The organism is Sphaerotilus sp. FB-3, assembly GCF_023706025.1.
Classification (GTDB): Bacteria; Pseudomonadota; Gammaproteobacteria; order Burkholderiales; family Burkholderiaceae_C; genus Sphaerotilus; species Sphaerotilus sulfidivorans.
Genome location: NZ_BQWE01000034.1, coordinates 138,365 through 161,669 on the forward strand (window position 1 = coordinate 138,365; position 23,305 = coordinate 161,669).

19 protein-coding genes and 1 pseudogene are annotated in these 23,305 nt (G+C 66.4%); 14 read left to right on the forward strand and 6 right to left on the reverse strand.

Annotated elements, in window-relative coordinates; all coding sequences use genetic code 11:
• Positions 1-315 precede the first annotated feature (315 nt).
• The 9 genes from NFT33_RS13985 (at position 316) to rfaD (ending at position 10,513) form a co-directional block, all read left to right on the forward strand.
• Entirely contained in the window at positions 316-942 is a 627-nt protein-coding gene (locus NFT33_RS13985; RefSeq protein ID WP_251676209.1) for an acyltransferase, read from the forward strand.
• Positions 939-2,177: a hypothetical protein gene (locus tag NFT33_RS13990; RefSeq protein ID WP_251676211.1), complete on the forward strand. Its 1,239-nt coding sequence runs from the start codon at positions 939-941 to the stop codon at positions 2,175-2,177. Before NFT33_RS13985 ends, NFT33_RS13990 begins: the two co-directional genes overlap by 4 nt.
• Position 2,178: 1 nt before the next feature.
• Positions 2,179-3,327 carry a glycosyltransferase family 4 protein gene (locus NFT33_RS13995; protein WP_251676213.1) on the forward strand — a complete coding sequence of 383 codons (1,149 nt, stop codon included), beginning with the start codon at positions 2,179-2,181 and terminating at the stop codon, positions 3,325-3,327.
• Positions 3,328-3,339: 12 nt separating this feature from the next.
• Entirely contained in the window at positions 3,340-4,791 is a 1,452-nt protein-coding gene (locus NFT33_RS14000) for an O-antigen polymerase (protein WP_251676215.1), read from the forward strand.
• Positions 4,788-5,876 carry a glycosyltransferase family 4 protein gene (locus NFT33_RS14005; RefSeq protein ID WP_251676217.1) on the forward strand — a complete coding sequence of 363 codons (1,089 nt, stop codon included), beginning with the start codon at positions 4,788-4,790 and terminating at the stop codon, positions 5,874-5,876. Before NFT33_RS14000 ends, NFT33_RS14005 begins: the two co-directional genes overlap by 4 nt.
• Before the next feature lie 5 nt (positions 5,877-5,881).
• Entirely contained in the window at positions 5,882-7,012 is a 1,131-nt protein-coding gene (locus tag NFT33_RS14010) for a glycosyltransferase (protein ID WP_251676219.1), read from the forward strand.
• Positions 7,013-7,333: 321 nt separating this feature from the next.
• Positions 7,334-8,455 (forward strand): MraY family glycosyltransferase, encoded by a 1,122-nt coding sequence (locus NFT33_RS14015; protein ID WP_251676221.1) that lies wholly within the window; start codon positions 7,334-7,336, stop codon positions 8,453-8,455.
• A gap of 85 nt (positions 8,456-8,540) precedes the next feature.
• Entirely contained in the window at positions 8,541-9,497 is a 957-nt protein-coding gene (gene rfaE1 / locus NFT33_RS14020; RefSeq protein ID WP_309296151.1) for a D-glycero-beta-D-manno-heptose-7-phosphate kinase, read from the forward strand.
• Entirely contained in the window at positions 9,494-10,513 is a 1,020-nt protein-coding gene (gene rfaD / locus NFT33_RS14025) for an ADP-glyceromanno-heptose 6-epimerase (protein WP_251676223.1), read from the forward strand. The genes rfaE1 and rfaD overlap by 4 nt, the downstream gene beginning before the upstream one ends.
• On the opposite strand, the gene xdhC is transcribed toward rfaD, so the two are convergent.
• The 3 genes from xdhC to xdhA are packed head-to-tail and all read right to left on the reverse strand — an operon-like array spanning position 10,477 to position 15,187.
• Entirely contained in the window at positions 10,477-11,295 is an 819-nt protein-coding gene (gene xdhC, locus NFT33_RS14030) for a xanthine dehydrogenase accessory protein XdhC (RefSeq protein ID WP_251676225.1), read from the reverse strand. The two genes, rfaD and xdhC, sit on opposite strands and share 37 nt — an antisense overlap.
• Complete coding sequence (xdhB, locus tag NFT33_RS14035; protein WP_251676227.1) at positions 11,292-13,628, reverse strand: xanthine dehydrogenase molybdopterin binding subunit; 2,337 nt, start codon at positions 13,626-13,628, stop codon at positions 11,292-11,294. The genes xdhC and xdhB overlap by 4 nt, the downstream gene beginning before the upstream one ends.
• Positions 13,629-13,636: 8 nt before the next feature.
• Positions 13,637-15,187, reverse strand: a complete 1,551-nt coding sequence (gene xdhA / locus NFT33_RS14040; RefSeq protein ID WP_251676229.1) for a xanthine dehydrogenase small subunit — start codon at positions 15,185-15,187, stop codon at positions 13,637-13,639.
• Between the two features lie 71 nt (positions 15,188-15,258).
• Between xdhA and NFT33_RS14045 the strand changes: the two genes are divergently transcribed.
• The 5 genes from NFT33_RS14045 to NFT33_RS14065 all read left to right on the forward strand — a co-directional run bounded on the left by NFT33_RS14045 (position 15,259) and on the right by NFT33_RS14065 (position 21,215).
• Positions 15,259-16,266 carry a LysR family transcriptional regulator gene (locus tag NFT33_RS14045; RefSeq protein ID WP_251676231.1) on the forward strand — a complete coding sequence of 336 codons (1,008 nt, stop codon included), beginning with the start codon at positions 15,259-15,261 and terminating at the stop codon, positions 16,264-16,266.
• Positions 16,263-17,600 carry a guanine deaminase gene (gene guaD / locus NFT33_RS14050; protein ID WP_251676233.1) on the forward strand — a complete coding sequence of 446 codons (1,338 nt, stop codon included), beginning with the start codon at positions 16,263-16,265 and terminating at the stop codon, positions 17,598-17,600. Before NFT33_RS14045 ends, guaD begins: the two co-directional genes overlap by 4 nt.
• 69 nt (positions 17,601-17,669) lie before the next feature.
• Complete coding sequence (locus NFT33_RS14055) at positions 17,670-19,238, forward strand: ABC transporter ATP-binding protein (protein ID WP_251676235.1); 1,569 nt, start codon at positions 17,670-17,672, stop codon at positions 19,236-19,238.
• The gene (locus tag NFT33_RS14060) at positions 19,225-20,298 is read left to right on the forward strand and encodes an ABC transporter permease (RefSeq protein WP_251676237.1); all 1,074 of its coding nucleotides are present in this window, start codon (positions 19,225-19,227) and stop codon (positions 20,296-20,298) included. Before NFT33_RS14055 ends, NFT33_RS14060 begins: the two co-directional genes overlap by 14 nt.
• Entirely contained in the window at positions 20,295-21,215 is a 921-nt protein-coding gene (locus NFT33_RS14065; protein ID WP_251676239.1) for an ABC transporter permease, read from the forward strand. Before NFT33_RS14060 ends, NFT33_RS14065 begins: the two co-directional genes overlap by 4 nt.
• Positions 21,216-21,258: 43 nt before the next feature.
• Here the strand turns inward: NFT33_RS14065 and NFT33_RS14070 are convergent, their stop codons facing one another.
• The 3 genes and pseudogenes from NFT33_RS14070 to NFT33_RS19340 form a co-directional block, all read right to left on the reverse strand.
• Positions 21,259-21,663 carry a hypothetical protein gene (locus NFT33_RS14070; RefSeq protein ID WP_149504449.1) on the reverse strand — a complete coding sequence of 135 codons (405 nt, stop codon included), beginning with the start codon at positions 21,661-21,663 and terminating at the stop codon, positions 21,259-21,261.
• Between the two features lie 16 nt (positions 21,664-21,679).
• Positions 21,680-22,612, reverse strand: coding sequence for a hypothetical protein (locus NFT33_RS14075; protein WP_149504448.1), 933 nt, complete (start codon positions 22,610-22,612; stop codon positions 21,680-21,682).
• A gap of 179 nt (positions 22,613-22,791) precedes the next feature.
• Positions 22,792-22,983: pseudogene (locus tag NFT33_RS19340) on the reverse strand (YkgJ family cysteine cluster protein); the annotation flags it as partial.
• Positions 22,984-23,305: the final 322 nt, after the last annotated feature.

Here is a 23,305-nt window from a genome sequence, read left to right on the forward strand (position 1 = left end):
GTTGTTCGGCTCGATTATTTCGATTGCAATAATGGCCTACAATTGCTAGCGCCGTCTCGAAGATAAATTATGTGGCTAAGTGAAAATATTGGGATATTCTGTGAATGGGTGAAATATGGCCTTCAGTGAATGCACAGGCAAAGACACAGTGATAAATTTTGGTTGCAACGTCAGCATTGTGCTCCGTTTTATATGGTTGAAATTTTCGGATGGGGCTCCTGTTCCCTCGTGCTGCCGCTGACGCGCTAATGTGTCTGAGTGGCAATTTCTCCAAGCTCTCGGGCTTCGCCTAAAGCCGCCACGTAGGCCGAAAATATGAATCCGCTGATTCACTTCCTGTCGCGCGTGTCTGAACGTGTGGGTCGCTTTTGGGTGCGTGTCGTCTCGCACTGGCATGCGAGACGTTTCGCCGCCTGCGGGCCAGGGGCGCTCATCCGCGCACCGCGTGTGATCGTGGGCGGGCGCCATATCCATATTGGTACCTACTTCGACGCCTTCCCAGGCTTGCGTATCGAGGCATTCGACCGCCACTTGGACAAGCAGTTCACTCCCTGCATTACCATCGGTGACCGTGTCAGTATTAACTATGACTGTCATATCGGCTGCGTTAATAAGGTAACTATCGGAAATGACGTGTTGCTGGCCAGTCGCGTCTACATCTCTGACCACAGCCATGGCGCGCCGGACTATCACGACATCGACGTGCCGCCGTCCGTGCGCAAGGTTTTCACCAAGGGCTCCGTTGTAATCGAGGACGGGGTTTGGATAGGAGAAGGTGCCTGTGTCTTGCCTGGCGTGCGCATCGGCAGCCACGCCATCGTCGGTGCAAACGCGGTCGTAGCCCGCGACGTTCCTCCATACACTATTGTCGGCGGTGTGCCCGCACGGCTCATCAGGACGCTGTCGCCCGGCGAGCGCCCCGCAACGTTGACCACGCCATGATCCATATTTTCACCATCACCGCCAGAAACTACCTCAGTCTGGCACTGACGCTGGGCGATTCGATCGCGTACCATCATCCCGAAGCATGTTTTACGATCTGCGTGTCCGACGGCCTAGATCAGCTCGACGGGCTGCTGCCTGCCACGCATCATCCTGGCCATCGCCTGCTATCTGCTCACGAGCTGATACCGCGTGAGCAACTCGAAGATCTCGCGTTCAAGTACAATATTACCGAGTACTGCACAGCGATCAAGCCCATGATGTTCAAGGCTCTTTTGGCTGAACCGTCCGTGGATTTTGTGTACTACATGGATCCGGATACGCATCTGTATCAGCGGCTGGATCCGATCACCCAGGGCTCACCCGACAAGACACTTTATCTCGCACCTCACCTGATCGACTGCCGACTCGCCGACGATCACCCGTATCCCGAGTACCACCACCTATGGGAAGGTATCTTCAATCTTGGCTTCTGCGCCGTGCGCCGAACAAAGGCTACCGATCGGCTGCTAAACTGGTGGGATGCGCGGCTGCGAGAGTACTGCTACGCCGACCATGTCGATGGGTTGCATACCGATCAGAAATGGATGGACTATGCTCCGGTTTTTTTCCACGACGAGTTGCGAATCGTGCGCCATTACGGCGTCAATACGGCACACTGGAATCTGTCAGAGCGTCCGCTGTCGCTGCGCGACGGGCAGTACCACACCAATACGCAACCGCTGATCTTCTTCCACTTCTCGGGCTTTGACTTCTGTGGCGAAACGCTGACCAAACATGTGCCGGTGGAGCGCCAAGCCAGTTACACGACGGACACTCTGCGCATGTTGGCAGCCGAGTACCGCGCTGCAGTGAAGGCCAACGGCTATGAGTGCTTGCTCGCGGTGCCTTACGCATTCGCAACATTCTCCGACGGCACGCCGATCACACAGTTGCATCGGCGTTTGTACCGCGTGAAGTCCCGAGATGCCGCGATTCCCTCGCCGTTCTCTTCTGACGGGCCCTTCTTTCACATGCTGTCAGAGGCTGGATTGCTAGATCGCAGCCCGGCAGCTAAAGCAAACTACTCAAAAGCAACTGTCAGTGATATCACCGGCAAGCTGCGCACTGTCGAACGTGCAATGCGGTGGATACTCGGAGTGGTCGGTGTACGCCGCTACGTGCAGTTGGTGAAGTTGGCAGCTTGGCTCGGGCGCATTGAGCATCACCACTTCCTGCTTGATAAGCGGAGCTGATATGGCTGAGCGTCTCGCCCCCTCCGTGCCACATCTACTGGTAGATGCACGCTCGCTCAACGGCGCACGCAATGGCATCACAAGGTTCGTCGAGCAGTTGGTAGCGGCATGGCCAGAAGCCCCTGGCTTCCGGACTACGCTCATTTCTAATCGCCCCATACGCAGCAACGCCACGCTGCCTACGAGCGTCGCGTGTCTGCACGATACGCATCAACTGAGTCTACTGCCCGGCACGTTGTGGATGACGCTGAGGGTTCCGGCGCTGGCGCGTCAATTGGGCGCAACGCACTTCCTCGGCACCGAGCACGTGCTGCCGCTCTGGCGCACCGGTAGACTGACGCAAGGTGTCATCGTCCACGATCTTGTTTTCAAACTCTTCCCTGGGACGATGGCGACATCCAACCGGTTGCTCACCGGATTCTTCGCCCCACGCTCGATCCGGCGCGCTGATCGGATCTTCTGCGTTTCCGAAACAACACGTACCGATTTGCGCTACCACTTTGGCAGTACGACAGCCGATGCCCTGGTTTGTTACCCTGGCCGCACGACGATATCTAGTGACGGCGTAGCGTTCCCCGGGTCCATAGATCTGACGCTCGACCGCGGTGCTGGAATCAGGTTGCTTGTGGTGGGTTCAATGGAGCCGCGCAAGAACGTAGCGCGTTTCCTGGAGGCATTTCTGCTGGCGGCCGATCAGGCTCCCCAACTCCGCTTGGACTTGGTGAGCGGCGACGCTTGGGGCAATGTGTTGGGTGAAAACACTTGGGCCAAAGTGCGCCAGCATCCGCGGGTCCGCATCCACCGACGTATTTCAGACCAAGTCTTGCTCAGCCTGTACAACGCCGCGGATTACCTTGTCTTCCCCAGCCTCTATGAAGGGTTCGGCTTGCCCCTCCTAGAAGCCGTCGGCCACTGTGCCGTCCTCGCTAATGACATTCCGGTGTTTCGCGAGATTGCCGGGCAGATAGACGGCGTACATTTGATGAACCTCCAGGCTGAGCCGGTGGCCATCGCCGCGCATCTTGTGGCCTTGGTCGACATTAATCCGCCGAAACCGGCGGATGATCGCGGAAAATTCTCTTGGAACCAGTGCGCCAGTCGCATTCTGGCTGGGCTGGACCTGCCCGCGCCCGCTCTGCGCGTAGCCTGACCCAGAGTGGCCATGTTCCGTATCCTGACACCCGATTCGCCCACGCCCGCGGCGCACCGTCCCTCGCTTGCCGAACGCATTGTCATGGACGAGACCTACCTCGGGTTAGGTGTTGCGACACTGGTCGCAACCCTGCTGATGCAGTTGCTTGTCTGCGGCAGCAACGCGTTGCAGACCGAATTTTTGGTGGCGCTCGGCACACTGTGGGCGATGATGCTGTTCGTGCGAGGACTGTATATCCGCGCCGAGCGTTTCCTTTTTTCGCCCACCTTCTGGTTGCTGATCAACTTTCTCTTCTACTTTGTGCTGAAGAGCCTAGATATCTCCGAGAAGGACGGTCTGACACCCACCCTCGTCAGGGTATTGTGGCTATGCACTTTATTCCTGATGATTTATGGCGTGACCTATGCATTGACGAATGCGTGGCTGCGAGGCTCGGGCGCCGCGCGGGCGCAGCCACGCGTTGAGGTTTTGATTCCAAAACGTGCGCTCTGGCTCCTGCTGGCTATCTACGGCTGTTTCAAGCTCTTTGGCATCGCACTCCTCGCTGTTGCAGGTGGCGGTGACGCACTGGAAGTTTCGGCAGCCACCCAGAATGCCGGCGCCGCCTATCTGTTCCGTATACCGACCGTGGGCAACATAATCCTGCTCGGGCTTATGTTCAATGCATTCAAAAACAACCGTGGATGGACGGTCACCGGGCTGGCTCTGGTGTTCTACCTATTCGAGGCTTTGCTGTCGACGAGCCGCCTTTCATTGGTGCTCGTTGTTATGTGGTCGTCTTTTCTTTATCATCGCTATCGGCATCCTATCTCACTGTGGCACCTGGCCCTGATCGGTTGTCCTCTGATCCTGGTGGTGGTTCTGTTCGGGTATGCGCGCAATATCGAAGTGGGTTCGGTTGCAGCTTACGCGGAAGCCGCTGTAATACTCACTGAGCAGCCCATACTAGTCAGTGACCTATTCCTCCAGCGCATGGATATGCTTCCAGAGATGGTTGAAGCCTTGAACCTTCATGAGGCGGGTGTACTACCAGACCTGTACGGCGGTTCCTACGTCTACACGTTTATGCATTCGATTCCTCGCAGTCTGTGGGAGGAAAAGCCACTGCTGACCGCCGCATTGGTTACCTCGGAGACTCATCCGGGCGCATTCGCCGACGGCGTCAATATCTTTCCATCGATTATCGTCGAGGGGTATCTGAACCTAGCGCTGGCCGGAGTGGTTATTTCTGGCATCTTGGTCGGTTTTTTGTCACGCCAGTTGGAACGCGCCATCGATGCGGATCGCTTAGTGCCTAGTGTGTGGGCGCTGTCAATGCTCACCTTTCCGATGGCGTTGTTCAATGAAGGCTTCCATAGCAACTTCACCGGTGGACTGCTTTACAGCACCGCCCTAAGCGCTGTCCTTTACCAGATCCTTTTGCTCATCGGCGCCGTGAAGCACCGACGCCTTGCTCCGTGATCCACCTCAACGGCAAATTCCTCGCTCAACGAACGACCGGCGTCCAGCGCTTCGCGTATGGCGTTGTCAGCGCCCTGGACCGTAGCCTGCAAACGACCCCCTGCGGGCAGGATGTCGAACTGCTGATGCCACCTGCCGCTACACCCATCGCCGGGCTGCAGGTTATTAGACAGCGTATCGTCGGGCGTCCAGGGCGCCGGCTGACAGCCTGGGAGCAGCTTGACCTGCCAATGCACGCTCGCGCTGGTACGCTGCTGTGCCTGTCTGGATCGGCACCATTGCTGGCCGGCAACTGCATACCGACCATCCACGACGCTGCCGTCTACCGGTATCCGCAAGCGTATTCGCGGGCTTTTGTCACTTGGTACCGGCTGCTTTTCGCGAAACGCGCGAAGCACTCGCCGCTGGTGCTAACAGTCTCCGAATCGTCGGCCCGCGACTTGGCGCCCCATCTACCGCCAACAGCGTTCCGCGTGGTTCCCAACTCTGCAGAACACATCACCGGACACCTCGCCGACCCTTCTGTACTGGACCGGCTGCAGTTGTCAGCGCAGGGTTTCCTACTCGCAGTGGGTAGTCTGAACCCGACGAAGAATTTCGCAGCGCTTATTGAGGCCTACGCGATCTCGCCGCTGGCAGATCGCCTGCCGCTTGTCATCGTCGGCGCAGTCAACAGCCAAGTGTTCAGCGCTGGCGCGCCGCTGGCGCATCACCCCAATGTCCGCTGGGCCGGTCCGGTGCCCGACGCGCAGCTGCGCGCGCTCTACGAGGCAGCGTTGGTATTCGTTTTCCCCTCGATCTACGAAGGGTTCGGTATCCCGCCGCTAGAAGCTATGCGCTGCGGCTGCCCAGTGGTGGCATCCAACGCTTCATCGATACCCGAGGTGTGCGGCGACGCGGTCGCCTATTTTGATCCAACAGATCGCTCTGCAATGATGGCAGCTATCGACACATTGCTGCGTGACGATACACGACGCGGTGAGTTGATCAAACGTGGCTTAGCCCGCGCCCGCACCTACTCTTGGGACCGTGCTGCCGAGCGCTTGCGCGCGGCATTGGCCGAGTTTCGGTTCATCGAACGCTGATCATTTTGAAGACGCTCCAATTCACGAAGTTTTATCCACCTGTCTTCGGTGGGATCGAAACTGCTACATACGAACTCGCCGAAGGGCTGATCGCGCGCGGAATCCCCACCGACGTGTTATGCGCGAATACTGAGCGCCGCACCGTGCACGACACCTACGGCCCAGTGCGCGTGGCGCGAGCGGCGTCATACGCCAAACTGCTCTCCACTTCGATGGCGCCAAGCCTGGTCACCGAGCTTGCCAAGATGCGCGGGCAGCATGACATCGTGCATGTGCACCTGCCCAATCCAATGGCTAATGTGGCTCTCAGACTGGCTCCACCGAAGGCCCGCATCGTGCTGCACTGGCACAGCGACATCATCAACCAAGCCCAGGCGCTCAAGCTCTACGAACCGCTGCAGCAATGGATGCTACGGCGTGCCGATGCGATTCTTGCCACCTCGCCCCCCTACGCCGCGCACTCCCCCTGGTTGAGCGCCTACAGCGATAAGGTGCACGTGGTGCCGTTGGGCATCCAGCCTGACCGCCTTCAGCATCCACCACAAGATCTCGCCGACGTGCGGCGCGCGCTGCGCGCTCGCCATGGGGACCGGCCACTGGTTTTCTCCATCGGACGCATGGCCACGTACAAGGGCTTTGATGTGCTGATCGAGGCGAGCCGCGCGCTACGGCCAGAGGCGCTGGTGGTTGTCGGCGGCGGTGGTGAGTTGCTCGAAACCCATCGCGAGCAGACTCGTCAGCTCGGACTCGACGACCGCATCATCTTCACGGGTCGGTTGTCTGATCTGGAGGTCGCAGCCTACATGGCCGAGGCAGTGCTGTTCTGCCTGCCCTCGACCAATCGGGCGGAAGCCTTCGGCATGGTTCTGCTGGAAGCTATGGTGGCCAGACTGCCCATCGTCAGCACAGAGATTCCCGGCTCAGGCGTGCCATGGGTCAACGTGCATGGCGAGACGGGCCTCAACGTCCCCGTGCAGCAGCCTGCAGCGCTGGCCGACGCCATCAATTGCTTGCTGGACGATCCGGCCCTGGCCGGGCGGTATGGCGACGCCGGCCGACGTCGCTTCGAGACCCACTTCACCGCCGACCGCATGGTTGAGCGGACACTCGATGTGTATCGCCGAGTACTGGGCTGAGACCTCGCCTGGCTGAAATGATCGGCCAGCTCGCCATCGTGGCGCTTGTCAGGGTCGACGGTATTGATCCCGCGGTGTGACTCGAAAACGCTTAGATGCGCTAGGGCTTGCAGCCTCTGTCCTGTTGTGGCAACGGATACGATGTGAATTCTTTCGCACATTCGGCAAGAAAAAACAAGTATTTACACTTGCCTCTTGCGTCCTCCGCGCTCAGCCGCCATCTTCAATGTGTGACCTATTGCTCATGAACACGCCTCCACCTCCCAGGGAGACAAGCGGGGCGGAGCGCCAAGAACATCTCCCAGCAGAAGGATCGACTGCATGCTGTTTTTGATTGTTTCATTTCTGGCCGCCTTCGTCGTGACGCTGCTGGTGGTGCGCTCGTCGGCGCATCACGCGCATCTGTCCGGCGACACCGACAAGGACCAGCCGCAGAAATTCCACGCGCGCGTCGTGCCGCGGGTCGGCGGCATCGGCATCCTGGTGGGTGTGCTGTGCGGCACGCTGCTGGCGATCGGGCGGGGGGTCGACGAGTGGCCGCTGCTGGCGGTGCTGGTCGGCTGCAGCCTGGTGGCCTTCGGCGCCGGCCTGATCGAGGACTTCACCAAGCGCGTGACCCCGAAGCAGCGTCTGCTCGCCACCATCGCGGCGGCGGCGCTGGCGGTCTGGCTGGCCGACGCGATCATCTCGCGCACCGGCATTCCCGGCGTCGACAGCCTGATGCTGATCGCCGGCTTCCCGATGGCGCTGACGCTGCTGGCGGTGGCCGGCGTGGCCAACTCGGTCAACATCATCGACGGCTTCAACGGGCTGGCCTCGATGTGCGTGGCGATCATGTTCGCGGCGCTGGCCTATGTCGCCTTCCAGGTCGGCGACCAGGTGATCATGGTGGCCGCGCTGATCGGGCTGGGTGCGGTGATGGGCTTCTTCGTGTGGAACTATCCGCTGGGCCTGATCTTCCTGGGCGATGGCGGCGCCTATTTCCTGGGCTTCTGGGTGGCCGAGCTCGGCATCCTGCTGGTGCACCGCAATCCGGAGGTCTCGCCGGTCTTTCCGCTGCTGCTGTGCGCCTATCCGATCTTCGAGACGCTGTTCACCATGTACCGCCGTCGCGTGGTGCGCGGCCGTCCGGTCGGGCAGCCCGATGCCACGCATCTGCACAGCCTGATCTACCGCCGGCTGATGCGCTGGGCCATCGGCAAGCGCGATGCGGCCAACATGCTGCGCCGCAACTCGATGACCTCGCCCTATCTGTGGGCGCTGTGCTCGCTGTCGGTCGCGCCGGCGGTGCTGTGGTGGGACGAGGGCCGGGTGCTGTCGATCTGGCTGCTGATGTTCTGCGGCCTCTATCTGGTGCTCTACCGCGCGATCGTGCATTTCCGCACGCCGCGCTTCCTGGTGCGCAAGGCCGATCACTGGGCGGCGCCGGCGGCCGAACACTGAGCCGCGCCGCGCCGTGCCGGCGCCGCCCGGCATGCGGTTACGATCGGAGCCTTTCTGAATCGTGCCCGCCGCCGGGTCTGCTCCCTTGAATCCCTCTCTCTCCGATCTCCAGTCCGCCCGCGTCCTCGTCGTCGGCGACGCGATGCTCGACCGCTACTGGTTCGGCGCCGTCGAGCGCATCTCGCCGGAGGCGCCGGTGCCGGTGGTGCGCGTCTCGCGCGAGGAAGAGCGCCTGGGTGGCGCGGCCAACGTCGCGCTCAACGTCAAGACGCTGGGCGCGCAGTGCACGCTGCTGACCGTGGTGGGCGACGACGAGCCGGCGCGCTCGCTGCGCCGTCTGCTCGAGGCCCAGGGCATCACCACGGTGCTGGGCAGCGACCCGAAGCTCTACACCATCGTCAAGCTGCGGGTCATCGGCCGCTCGCAGCAGCTCATCCGCGTCGACTTCGAGAACCAGCCCGAGCACGAGGTGCTGCAGCAGATGCTGGCCGACTACGAGCGGGTGCTGCCCGAGCACGACGCGGTGCTGTTCTCCGACTACGGCAAGGGCGGCCTGACCCACATCCCGCGCATGATCGAGCTGGCACGCGCCGCCGGCAAGCCGGTGCTGGTCGACCCCAAGGGCAGCGACTACAGCCGCTATGCGGGCGCCACCACGCTCACGCCCAACCGCGCCGAGCTGGCCCAGGTGGTCGGCCAATGGCGTGACGAGGCCGACCTGCACCGCCGTGCGCACGCGCTGCGCGAGGAGCTGGGCCTGGACGGGCTGGTGCTGACCCGCTCGGAAGACGGCATGTCCCTGTTCGAGAAGACGGCCGACGGCCAGCCGACGCATTTCCAGGTGCCGGCCCAGGCGCGCGAGGTCTTCGACGTGACCGGCGCGGGCGACACCGTCATCGCGACGCTGGCGGCGCTGCTGGCCTGCGGCATGAGCCTGCGCGACGCGGTGCCGCTGGCCAACCGCGCCGGCAGCATCGTCGTGGGCAAGTTCGGCACCGCCAGCTGCAGCTTCGAGGAACTCTTCGGAAAGGAAACGGCATGAGAGTCGTCGTCACCGGCGCGGCCGGCATGATCGGCAGCAACCTGGTCCACGGCCTGAACCGCCTGGGCGCCAAGGAGGTCATCGCGGTCGATGACCTGACCGACGGGCCCAAATACCGCAACCTGCTCGGCAGCACGCTGGCGGACTACTTCGACAAGGACGAGTTCTACACCCGCTTCGCCGCCGGCGAGCTGGGCCGCATCGACGCGATCCTGCACGAGGGCGCCTGCTCCGACACGATGGAGCATGACGGCCGGTTCATGCTGGAGAACAACTACCGCTGCTCGAAGACGCTGCTCGATGCCTGTCTCGCGCAGGGCACGCGGCTGCTCTACGCCAGCTCGGCCGCCACCTACGGCGCCAGCGAGACCTTCCGCGAGGAGCCGGCCTTCGAGGCGCCGCTGAATGTCTACGGCTACTCCAAGCTGCTGTTCGACCAGGTGGTGCGCCGCTACCTGCCGACCCTGCGCTCGCAGGGCGGCACGCAGGACGGCCAGGTCGTGGGCTTTCGCTACTTCAACGTCTACGGCCCGCGCGAGCAGCACAAGGGCCGCATGGCCAGCGTGGCCTTCCACCACTTCAACCAGTTCCGCCAGCACGGCCAGGTCAAGCTCTTCGGCGAGTACAACGGCTACGCGCCGGGCACGCAGTCGCGCGACTTCGTCTTCGTCGACGATGTGGTGGCGGTCAATCTGTGGTTCCTGCAGAACCCGGACAAGAGCGGCATCTTCAACCTCGGCTCCGGCCGGGCGCAGCCCTTCAACGATGTGGCGCATGCGACCGTCAACGCCTGCCGCGCGCTCGACGGCCTGCCGGCGCTGACGCTGGACGAGCAGATCGCCCAGGGCCTGGTGAGCTACATCGATTTCCCCGACGCCCTGCGCGGCAAGTACCAGTGCCTGACCCAGGCCGACCTGACCCGCCTGCGCGCCACCGGCTGCGACCACGCCTTCAGCGACGTGGCCGGCGGCGTGGCGAGCTATGTGCGCTGGCTGGCCGGACAGCCCAGCAGCTGAGCCACCACGCTCACCGCCAGCACCGCCGGCTCCTTGCCGGCGATACCGGGCAGGCCGATCGGGCAGGTGAGGCGGCCGAGCTGCGCCGCGCTCAGTCCCCGGGCCTCGAAGCGCGACAGGAAGCGCGCCCGCTTGGTCGCGCTGCCGATCAGGCCGCAGAAGGCGGCGTCACCTCGGCGCAGGATGGCCTCGGTGATCGCCTCGTCGAGGTCGTGGCGGTGCGTCATGACCAGGAAGACGGTGCCCGGCGCCGCCTGCGCGACCTCCATCTCGGGCGCGTCGCTGACGATGGGCGTGATGTGCGGCTGCTCGAATGGATCGTGCAGCGGGAATTCGCCGGGCCGCGCATCGACCCAGTCGACGCGGCAGTCGATGTCGGTCAGCAGCCTCACGATCGCGCGGCCGACATGGCCGGCGCCGTGCAGCTGCAGAGGGAAGCGCGGCGGCGGCAGCGTCCAGCCATCGAGCGCCTCCCGCGTCAGGTGGGAGAGCCGCAGCTTCACCCGCCCGCCGCAGCACTGGCCGAGCGCCGGACCGAGCGGCAGATCGAGTTCCTGGGGCGGCGCCTCCGGGCGGGCGAGCCTCTGCCGCGCCGCCTCGATCGCCTTCCATTCCAGATGGCCGCCGCCGATGGTGCCGAGCACCTCGACGGGCGTGACCAGCATGCGCGTGCCGGTCTCGCGCGGCGCCGAGCCCTGGTGCGCGGCGATCAGCACCTCGACGACCGGCGTGCCTTCGGCGAGCCGGGCGCGGGCCGCGGCCTGCAGGCGCAGCATGATCATCCGCGCTGCACCGCCGCCAGCGCGTCCAGGATGGCTTCCCCTGTCGCCGGCGCCCGCAGCGGCGGATCGACGCGGTGCCCGCCCGCCGCCGATACCGCATCCCGGATCGCCAGGAAGACGCTGAAGGGCAGCAGCAGCGGCGGCTCGCCGACCGCCTTGCTGCGGTGGATGCTGTCGGCCGGGTTGCGGTGGGCGAACAGCCGCACGTCGAGCGCGCCGGGCGCCAGCGGGATGTCGTTGGCGGTCGGGATCTTGTAGGTGCTCGGCGCGTGGGTCAGCAGGAGGCCCGCGGCGCGCGAGCCGTCCATCGGCTGCCAGCGCAGCTCCTCGGTGGTCAGCCAGCCCATGCCCTGCACGAAGGCGCCCTCGACCTGGCCGATGTCCAGCGCCGGGTTCAGCGAGGCGCCCACGTCGTGCAGCACGTCGGCGCGCAGCAGCCGCCACTCGCCGGTCAGCGTGTCGACGATGACCTCGCTGAGCGCCGCGCCGTAGGCGAAGTAGAAGAAGGGCCTGCCCTGCAGCCGCTCGCGGTCCCAGTGCAGGCCGGGCGTGGCGTAGAAGCCGTCGCTCCAGAGCTGGATGCGCGAGGCATAGGCCTGCGCGACCAGCTCGGCGAAGGCCAGCGCCTGCGCGCCCGCCGTCACCTGGCCGCCGGCGAACTGCACCGCCTCGGGCGCCACCTGCCAGCGCGCGGCGACGAAGGCCGCCAGGCGGTCGCGGATCTGGCGCGCCGCGTCCTGCGCGGCCTTGCCGTTCAGGTCGGTGCCGGTGGAGGCGGCGGTGGCGGAGGTGTTGGCCACCTTGTGCGTGTCGGTGGCGCTGACCCGCACCCGCTCCAGGGGCAGGCCCAGCTCGTGCGCGACCACCTGCGCGACCTTGGTGTTCAGGCCCTGGCCCATCTCGGTGCCGCCGTGGTTCACCAGCACCGAGCCGTCGGTGTAGACATGCACCAGCGCGCCGGCCTGGTTGAAGTGCGCGACGTTGAAGCTGATGCCGAACTTCACCGGCGTCAGCGCCAGGCCCTTCTTCAGCACCGGGCTGGCGGCGTTGAAGGCGGCGATCTCGGCGCGGCGCGCGTCGTGGCGGCCGCGCGCGGCCAGCTCGTCGACCAGCGGCGCGAGGATGTTGTCCTCGACCGCCTGGCCGTAGGGCGTGATGTTGCGCTCGGTCGTGCCGTAGAAGTTGGCGCGGCGCACCGCCAGCGCGTCGAGCCCGAGCCGGCGCGCCACCTCGTCCAGGATCACCTCCACCGCCAGCGCGCCCTGCGGCCCGCCGAAGCCGCGGAAGGCGGTGTTGCTCTGCGTGTTGGTGCGGGCGCAGTAGCCGCGCAGGTCGACCGCGGGCAGCCAGTAGGCATTGTCGAAGTGGCAGAGCGCGCGGGTCATCACCGGCGCCGAGAGGTCGGCCGAGGCGCCTGCGTTGGACACCATCTCGACCTCCGCCCCGAGCAGCCGCCCGGCCTCGTCATGGCCGACGACGTAGCGGAACTCGAAGCCGTGGCGCCGGCCGGTGATCAGGAAGTCGTCGTCGCGGTCCGGGCGCAGCTTGACCGGGCATTGCAGCTGCTGCGCCGCCAGCGCAGCGCAGGCCGCGAACAGCGCCGACTGCGACTCCTTGCCGCCGAAGCCGCCGCCCATGCGCCGGCACTGCACCTGCACCTGGTGCGCCGCCAGCCCCAGCGCATGCGCGACGACATGCTGCATCTCGGTCGGATGCTGGGTCGAGCTGTGCACCAGCAGGCCGTCGTTCTCCTGCGGCAGCGCGTAGGCGATCTGGCCCTCCAGGTAGAACTGCTCCTGGCCGCCGAGGCTGAAGCGGCCCTCCAGCCGGTGCGGCGCGGCGGCGATGGCCGCGGCCGTGTCGCCGCGCTGCAGGTGCATCGGCGGCACGACGTACTGCTGCCGGCGGTGCGCCTCCATTGCGTCGAGCACCGCCGGCAGCGGCTCGATCGTGGCGACCTGCGTCGCCAGGGCTGCCGCGCGCCGCGCCTCGCCGCGGGTGCGGGCGACGACCAGGAACATCGGTTGGCCGCGCCAGTTCACCGTGCCCTCGGCCAGGATCGGGTCGTCGTGCACGATCGGACCGCAGTCGTTGACGCCGGGAATGTCGGCGGCCGACAGCACCGCGACCACGCCGGGCATCGCGCGCACCCGCGCCAGGTCGAGCGCGACCAGCCGCCCGTGCGCCAGCGGCGACAGGCCGAGCGCGCCATGCAGCGTGCCGGCGACCTCGGGCAGGTCGTCGATGTAGGGCGCGCGGCCCGTGACGTGGAGCGTCGCGGATTCATGCGGGCGCGAGGTGCCGATGACGGGCGAGGTCGTGCTCGTGCTCATGCTCGGGCTCATGCGCGGAACTCCCGGACCTGGGTGGCGCTGGCCGGCAGCGGATCGTCGGGCCGGGTCTCCAGCCAGAGCCGGCGCAGCAGGTTGGCGCTGACCGCCAGCCGGTAGCTGGCGCTGGCGCGCAGGTCGCTCAAGGGGCGGAAGTCCTGCGCCAGCGCGACCTGCGCCGCCTGCAGCGTGGCCTCGTCCCAGCGCCGGCCGCGCAGCGCTGCCTCGGTCTGCGCGGCGCGCTTCGTGATCGCCGCCATGCCGCCGAAGACCAGCCGCGCGGCGGCGATCCGGCCGTCGGCGTCCAGCCGCAGCGCCGCGGCCATCAGCACGGTGGAGATGTCGCTGTCGAAGCGCTTGCTGATCTTCCAGGCGCGCAGCTGCGTGCCCTCAGGGGACGGCGGCACGACCAGCCGCTCGACGAACTCGCCCGGCGCGAGCGCGTTCTTCATGTAGTCGAGGTAGAAATCCTCGAGCGCCAGCGTGCGGGTGTCGGGCCCGCGGCGCAGCACGATGCGCGCGTCCAGCGCGATCAGCACCGGCGCGCCATCGCCGATCGGCGAGCCGTTGGCGATGTTGCCGCCCAGCGTGCCGGCATGACGCACCGGCGGCGAGGCAAAGCGCCGCCAGACTTCGGTGAGCGCCGGCCAGCGCGCCGCCAGCGCCGCCCAGGCGTCCTCCAGCGACGCGGCGGCGCTGATGTGCAGCGTGCCGTCGGCGTCGGTCGCGATGCGGCGCAGCGCGGGCACGCCGCCGGTCCAGATCAGCCGCCCGAGTTCGCGGAACTGCTTGTTGACCCACAGCGCGATGTCGGTGCCTCCCGCCAGCAGCCGCGCCTCGGGATGGGCCAGGCGCAGGGCAGCCAGCTCGTCGAGGGTGCGCGGGGCGTGGAACGCTGCACCGGCATGGACGTGACTTCGTGGGTCCCCGCCTTCGCGGGGATGACGGCTGTCCATGTCGTCACCCTCGCGCAGGCGAGGGCCCACGCCCGCCTGCAGCGCATCGAGCTGCGCGCGCAGCGCGGCGCGGTCGATCGGCGCGTCGGGCATATCGAACATGCGCTCGGCCGCGTCGACGATCGGGCGGTAGCCGGTGCAGCGGCACAGGTTGCCGGCTAGCGCGTCGGCGATGGCCGGGCGCTCGGGGCGGGTGCCGGCGGCCGCGTGCGCCTCGCGCAGCGCGGTCATCGTCATGACGAAGCCGGGCGTGCAGAAGCCGCACTGCGAGCCGTGGCACTCGACCAGCGCCTGCTGCACCGGATGCGGCTGCGGCAGGTCTTCCACGGTGAGGACGGCGCGGCCGTCGAGCGTGGGCAGGAAGCTCAGGCAGGCATTGACGTTGCGGATCGCCACGCCGCCGGGCGCGGTGTCGTCGCGCTCGGCCACCAGCACGGTGCAGGCGCCGCAGTCGCCCTCGTTGCAGCCTTCCTTGGTGCCGGTGCAGCGCGGGCGGGCGTCCTCGCGCAGCCAGTCGAGCAGCGTGCGGGTGGGCGGCACGCCTTCAAGCGCGATGGCGTGGCCGCGGTGGACGAAGCGGATCGGTCGGGGCGAGATCTCGGGCATGGGCCGGAACATACCCCAGCAGACGCGGCATGACATGCGCCAGACGTGATGATCTGCATGAGAATGAACGTATGACACAGCGAGCCGTTTTCGACACCATCGAGCTTCATCTCGTCAGGGTCTTTCACACCGTGATTTCCGAACGCAGCGTCTCGCGTGCCGCGATGCGCCTGTCCTCCACGCAGCCGCAGGTCAGCGCGCAGCTTCGCCGGCTGCGTGCGCTGATCGGCGACCCGCTGCTGGTGCGCGCCGGCGCCGGCATGGTGCCCACCGAGATCGCGCTGCAGCTGATGGCGCCGGCCGAGACGCTGCTGCGCAGCGCCGAGCAGCTCTTCGGCGGCAAGGCCGGTGCCCGCGCCTTCACGCCCGGCGCGGCCGAGATCGAGTTCCGCATCGCCGCCAGCGACTACCTCGATCCGCTGTTCCTGCCGATGCTGGTGGCGCGGCTGCGCCAGCAGGCGCCGCGCGCGCGGCTGACCATTCACGCGCTGTCGGCCGAGTTCGACTACCGCGCCCGGCTGGCGCGCGGCGAGGTCGATCTGGTGATCGGCAACTGGCTGGAGCCGCCGGCCGAGCTGCACATCGGCCGGCTGTTCTCCGACGAGATCGTCTGCCTGGTCAGCGCCGGCCATCTGGCGGCGCGCCGGCCGCGCGAGTGGACGCTGGAGCGCTATCTCGCCGCCGACCATGTCGCGCCGACCGCGCTGCACACCGGCGGCCACGGCGTGATCGACGAGCATCTGACGCGCCAGGGCCTGCACCGGCGCATCGTCGTGCGCAGTCCGCATTTCGCGCTGGTGCCGACGATGCTGGCGCACAGCGACGCGCTGGTGCTGACCACCGGCCGGCTGTTCTGCCAGCGCCATCTGGGCACGCTGCCGCTGCGCATCGTGCGCTGCCCGGTCGACTTTCCCTCGCTGACCTACTACCAGCTCTGGCATGAGGTCACGCACGGCGCGGCCTCGCTGCGCTGGCTGCGCGAGACGGTGCGCGATGTCGCGCGCCGGCTGCCGGCGCCGGGCCTGTCCGCGGCCGCCGATCCCGTCCCCATTCCTGTTCCCGCCTCTCCGTCCGCATGACTGCTGTTCCCGACCGCCTGGCGCTGCGCGCCGACCTGCTCGACTTCGACGCCGATCCCGGCTGGGCTGCGCCTGACCCGGCCACCGGCCTCGTGCCGGGCGTGCGCTGGCGGCCCGACCACTGGCTGCTGGTCGAGGCCGGGCGCATCACCGGCGTCCAGCCGGCTGCGGCCTTCACGCCGGATGCCGCGGTCTGGTCGGTCGAGGACCAGCGCGGCCGGCTGCTGATGCCCGGCTTCATCGACACCCATGTGCACAGCCCGCAGCTCGACGTCATCGCCAGCTACGGCACCGAGCTGCTCGACTGGCTGGAGACCTACACCTTTCCCGCCGAGATGCGCCACGCCGATCCGGCGGTGGCCGCCGCCGGGGCCGAGCTGTTCCTCGACGCGCTGCTGGCGCACGGCAGCACCAGCGCGGTGGTGTTTCCGACGGTGCATGTCAGCTCGACCGAGGCGCTGCTGGCCGGCGCGCACCGCCGCGGCATGCGCCTGGTCACCGGCAAGGTGCTGATGGACCGCCACGCGCCCGAGGGCCTGAGCGACGACGTGACGGGCGCCGAGCGCGACAGCCGCGACCTGATCCGCCGCTGGCACCAGCGCGGCCGGCTGGCCTACGCGATGACGGTGCGCTTCGCGCCGACCAGCACGCCCGAGCAGCTGGCGATGGCCGGCCGGCTGATGAAGGAGGTGCCCGGCCTCTACATGCAGACCCATGTGGCCGAGAACCGCGCCGAGGTCGCCTGGGTGGCCGAGCTCTTTCCCGAGGCGCGCAGCTACCTCGACGTCTACCACCGTGCCGGGCTGCTGAACGAGCGCGCGGTGCTGGCGCACGGCATCTGGCTCGACGACGCCGACCGCGCGCTGCTGGCCGACACCGGCGCGCAGATCGCGCACAGCCCCAGTTCCAACCTCTTTCTCGGCAGCGGCCTGATCGGCTGGCCGGAGCTGGAGGCCGCGGGCGCGCGCGTCTCGCTGGCCAGCGATGTGGGCGGCGGCACCAGCCTGTCGATGCTGCGCACGCTGGCCGATGCCTACAAGGTGCAGGCGCTGCGCGGCGTGCGCCTGACTGCCTGGAAGGCGCTGCACGGCGCCACGCTGGGCGCGGCCGAGGCGCTGGGTCTGAGCAACGAGATCGGCCGTCTCGAGCCCGGTCGCCTGGCCGATCTGGCGCTGTGGGACTGGGCGGCCGGTCCGGTGGCCACGCACCGCGATGCGCGGGCGCGACAGTTGCATGAGCGGGTCTTCGCCTGGATGACACTCGGTGACGAGCGGAACCTGGCGGCGACCTGGGTCGCCGGTCGCGCGCTTTTCCGGCGCACTCCGACCCGCTGACGACAGTTTTTGTGACAATGCGCACCGTTTTTGTGCCGCACGCCTGACCCGACCCGGAGTCCTCCCCCGATGACCGCCCCACCTCGCCTGGAACTCCTGGGCATCACGAAGCAGTACCCCGCGGTGCGCGCCAACGATGGCGTGGCGCTGACGGTCGCGCCCGGGCAGATCCATGCCGTGCTGGGCGAGAACGGCGCCGGCAAGTCGACGATGATGAAGATCATCTACGGCGCGGTGAAGCCCGACGCCGGCGAGATCCGCTGGAACGGCCAGCCGGTGCAGATCGCCAGTCCGGCGCATGCGCGCCAGCTCGGCATCAGCATGGTCTACCAGCACTTCTCGCTGTTCGACACCCTGACCGCGGCCGAGAACGTCTGGCTCGGCCTGGACAGGTCGATGTCGCTGGCGCAGGTGAGCGAGCGCATCCGCGCGGTCTCGGGCGAGTACGGGCTGGAGGTCGATCCGCTGCGGCCGGTGCACTCCTTGAGCGTCGGCGAGCGCCAGCGCGTCGAGATCGTGCGCGCGCTGCTGACCGATCCGAAGCTGCTGATCCTCGACGAGCCGACCTCGGTGCTGACGCCGCAGGCGGTCGAGAAGCTCTTCGTCACGCTGCGCCGGCTGGCCGGCACCGGCTGCTCGATCCTCTACATCAGCCACAAGCTCGACGAGATCCGGGCGCTGTGCCATCACTGCACCGTGCTGCGCGGCGGGCGGGTCACCGGCGAGGTCGATCCGACGCGGGAGACCAACGCCTCGCTGTCGAAGCTGATGATCGGCGCCGAGCCGCCGGCGCTGCGCAGCCGGCCGGCCACGCCCGGCGAGGTGGTGCTGGCGGTCGACGGGCTGGACCTGCCGCAGGCCGATCCCTTCGGCACCACGCTGTCGCGGCTGGCGCTGCAGGTGAGGGCCGGCGAGATCGTCGGCATCGCGGGCGTGTCGGGCAACGGCCAGCAGGAGCTGATGGCCGCGCTCTCCGGCGAGGACCGGCGCGCGCCGGCCGGCTCGGTGCGGCTCTCGGGCCAGGACATCGCGCGCGCCACGCCGGCGCAGCGCCGCCGCCTGGGGCTGCACTTCGTGCCCGAGGAGCGCCTGGGCCGCGGCGCGGTGCCGACGCTGTCGCTGGCGCACAACCTGCTGCTGACCCGCACCGAGAACGTCGGCCCCGGCGGCTGGCTGAAGATGGGCGCGATCCGTGCGCAGGCGGCCGAGCTGATCGGGCGCTACAACGTCAAGGCCGGCGGCCCGGACGCGGCGGCGAAGTCGCTCTCGGGCGGCAACCTGCAGAAATACATCGTCGGCCGCGAGATCGACGCGCGCCCCAAGCTGCTGATCGTCAGCCAGCCGACCTGGGGCGTGGACGTCGGCGCGGCGGCGCAGATCCGCCAGGCGATGCTGGCGCTGCGCGACGCCGGCTGCGCGCTGCTGGTGGTCAGCGAGGAGCTGGACGAGCTGTTCGAGATCAGCGACCGGCTGGTGGTGATCGCGCAGGGGCGGCTCTCGCCCTCGATCGCCACCCGCGACGCCACCATCGAGCAGATCGGCGCCTGGATGTCCGGCCTGTGGCAGGACGGCGCCGACGAAACGAAGAACATCGACAACACCAGGAACACCAAGGAGGGCAGCGATGCTCAGGCTTGAGGCACGGCCGCAGCCGTCGAAGGCGATGTCGCTGGCGTCGCCGCTGATCGCGCTGGTGCTGACGACGATCATCGGCATCGCGCTGTTCGCGCTCCTGGGCAAGGATCCGGTCAAGGGTCTGCAGGTTTTCTTCGTCGAGCCGCTGAAGAACGCCCGCGCGCTGTCCGAGCTGAGCGTCAAGGCGGTGCCGCTGGTGCTGATCGCGCTGGGGCTGGCGGTGTGCTTCCGCTCCAACCTGTGGAACATCGGCGCGGAGGGCCAGTTCATCGTCGGTGCGCTGGCCGGGGGCTGGGTGGCGCTGCAGGCGCAGCCCGACTCCTCGCGCGGAATCGTGGTGCTGATCCTGGCCGCGGGCGTGCTCGGCGGCATGGTCTGGGCGGGCATCACCGCGCTGCTGCGCGACCGGTTCAACGCCAGCGAGATCCTGGTCAGCCTGATGCTGGTCTATGTCGCCGAGATGCTGCTGAGCTATCTGGTCTACGGCCCCTGGAAGGATCCGAAGGGCTTCAACTTCCCGCAGACCATCACCTTTCTCGAGCCGACGAAGATTCCGCGCCTGGTCGACGGCCTGCGCGCCAACATCGGCGTGCTGATCGCGCTGGTGGCGGTGGGCGGCTTCACCGCCTTCCTGTTCCGCACCTACCGGGGCTTTGCGCTGCAGGTCGGCGGCCTGGCGCCGGCCGCGGCGCTGTACGCGGGCTTCTCGTCGCGCGGCGCGCTGTGGACGGCGCTCCTGGTGTCGGGCGGCATGGCGGGCCTGGCCGGCGCGCTGGAGGCCGCCGGGCCGCTGGGCCAGCTCACGCCCTATGTGCCGGTGGGCTACGGCTTCGCGGCGATCATCGTCGCCTTCGTCGGCCGGCTGCATCCGGTGGGCATCGTCTTCTCGGCGCTTCTGATGAGCATGTTCTACATCGGCGGGGAGCTGGCGCAGTCGCGCCTGGGCCTGCCGAAATCGCTGACCGGCGTGTTCCAGGGGCTGCTGCTGTTCACGCTGCTGGCCTGCGACACGCTGATCGCCTATCGCGTGCGCTGGGGCGCCGCAGGAAAGGGTGCCCGATGAACGAGTTCGCGCTGCTGCTGGCGGCCACGCTGAATGCCGGCACCGTGCTGGCGATCGCCGGCCTGGGCCTGCTGATCAACGAGCGCGCCGGCGTGCTCAACCTCGGTGCCGAAGGCATGATGCTGGTGGCGGCGATCGCCGGCTTCGCCACCTCGGTTCACACCGGCAACGACTGGATCGCCTTTGCCGCCGGCGCGGGCGCGGGCGCGCTGATGGCCGCGGCCTTCGGCGTGCTGGTGATCTGGCTGAACACCAACCAGTACGCCACCGGCCTGGCGCTGAGCCTGTTCGGCGCGGGCTTCTCGGCCTTCGTCGGCATCCGCTACACGCAGGAAAAGCTCGCCGAGCGGCCGAAGTTCGAGATTCCCGGCCTGGCCGACATTCCCTTCGTCGGCCCGGCCTTCTTCAAGCACCACCCGATGGTCTATCTGACGATCGTGCTGATGCTGGCGCTGGCCTGGTTCCTGTACCGCTCGCGCGCCGGGCTGGTGCTGCGCGCGGTGGGCGAGTCGCCGGAATCGGCGCATGCGCTGGGCTATCCCGTGCGGCGCATCCGGCTGCTGGCGGTGATGGCGGGCGGTGCGCTGTGCGGCCTGGCCGGCGCCTACCTGTCGGTGATCTACACCCCGCTGTGGGTCGAGGGCATGACCGCCGGCAAGGGCTGGATCGCGCTGGCGCTGACCACCTTCGCGACCTGGCGGCCGGCGCGCGTGCTGATGGGCGCCTACCTGTTCGGCGGCGTGACGATGCTGCAGTTCCACCTGCAGGGCGAGGGCGTGCAATTGCCCAGCCAGCTGCTGACCGCGCTGCCCTATCTGGCCACGATCGTGGTGCTGGTGCTGATCTCGCGCAACCCGGCGTGGATCCGCGCCAACATGCCGGCGTCGATCGGCAAGCCTTTCTTCCCTGGCAGTTGACCGCCCGGCGCTGAATCAGCCGCCGGGTGGGGGTCAACTCAGATTAGATCTCGATCGACTGCACGTTCGGATCGTGCATCGCCAGCATGATCTCTTTGGCTTGCGCCAGTGGAGACTGGTTGGCGATGTTCAGGATAGCTGTCATCGAGTGGTTGATGAGCTGGTCATCCCCTTTCTCGATGCCTTTGTCGAGGGTGTCGAAAAAACCCTGGATCATGCCGGCACGCTCCTTGAACGTCTCCTTGAGATACAGCTCCAGAAGATCCTTCTTGGCTTGGATGTCCGCAAGCCTGGTATCGCGCCACGCATCAATCGACGTACGTTTGGTGGCCTCGACTTCCACCGTCTTCTTGTAGTCCGACCAGGCGTGAATGATCTCGCTAATGGCGGATCCGGATGTCGCAAGTGGCAGTTTGTTTGCCAGCGGGATGAGCTTGGTGATGGCCATGGGTTCTGCGGGTTTTTCAGGCGATGGACAGCAGGCCAGAGCACTTGGCCTTGATGTTCTCGATGGCTACGCCTTCCTTGTTGAGGATGGCCACTTCCAGAGCTTTCTTGAGCGACGTGCCGACAGCCAGCATGCGCTGGAATGCCGTCGGGTCGCTGTCGTCGTGTACCTTGACCTGTTCGAAACGCTTGACAAGTTCGATGATAACGGTCGAAATTTCTTGGGCGTTGGTCACGATTCCACCCATGGCGGTCTCGGCTGCCTGCATCTTGGCCACGGCTACCGCCACCTCGGCTTTGTACTCATTTGCTTGCGTCAATGCCTCTTCAGCTTTGCTGGCCATCATGAAACCGCCGATGGCCAAGGCTGGGCCTAGCACGATCCCACCCAGGGCTAGCGTGCCGCCGGCAATTCCGAAGCCGCCTGCACTCAGCGCGCCGCCGCCCAGCCATGCCAGCGTGGCATTGGTCGCAGCAGCGCCCGACAGGCCCGAGATGGCTGCACCTGTGGAGGCGGTTGCCAGCGTGCCCACAGCACCGTAAGCCCCCATGGCAGCCAGCGCACCACCCGCGGCGCCGGACGCAATTCCTTTTTCCAGTTCCAGTGAACTGAGGATCATCTTCTCGTAGCTATGGAGCTTCTCGATGCTGAATTCTTCCTGAAAGCCCTTCAGCGTGCTGCTGGCAGTCTTGGTGCGCTTGATGGCTTCGATCAGATGCCGGATCTGCTGCGTGAAAACCGAAACCTTCAACTTGCCCAAGTTTTCTAGGCTGTCTTGGGTGTTGTTGCGGGCGGCCTCCAGAGCGGCTGCTGCGCGTTGGTGCTGGCGTTCAGCTTTTTCGCCGATTTCCTTGGCTTCATCCATCATGTTGGACGCTTGCACGCCCTTCACGACGCCCGTGGCGGCCAGGGCGGCTGCAGCGCCCCAAAGCAGAAGAGGGATGGGCATGTTGAATTTCCTTTGTTGGTTTGAGGTGAGTAAAACGTGCGATGCACTCAGATGGCCTGTATCAACCGATAGCGTTCGGACAAGCCGGCGGCCTGCTGTGCCTGGTTGCACAGGCTGGCGTTGATGCGGTGGAATTCCTCTGGCGACAGCATCGGGAAATGCTGTCGATGCACGGTCTCTGTTCTGCACAGATCGGGCCGGTCGGCATAGATTGAGCAGAGACGCCCGACTGTGTCGAAGTGTCTGCAGGTGCCATCGCCCCGGTCTAGTGCCCGGTATGCCGGGTTCTTGTCCAGATGGGTGCAGCACAGGCCGCAGCGTGTGCAGGGGAAGGCTGGTGGTTCGATGTTGTCCCCCGGTTCGGGTTGTATTCTGGGGACGAGTGTGCAGACTCACTGCGACAGGGTGTGTCGCGTCTGGCTCGAAAAATAGTGGAATGCGGGAAAAGTACGCTTTTTCGGGGGGCTGTGCGACCGCTGGTTGGTGCGGTTGATCGCGACGGGGCGACAACTTCGGTGGCCTGTCCCGTAACGTCCTGCAAGCGTGATAATTGCTCACCTCGTTGATGACAATGGAGAATCCATGTCCAAGCTCTCGAAGCACACCCTGCTAAGAGCGGCTAACACAACCTGCGCAGAGTGCGCAGGCAGATGATGGAGCAGGCCAGGGACAAAAGCGCCACATGGGTGGTGA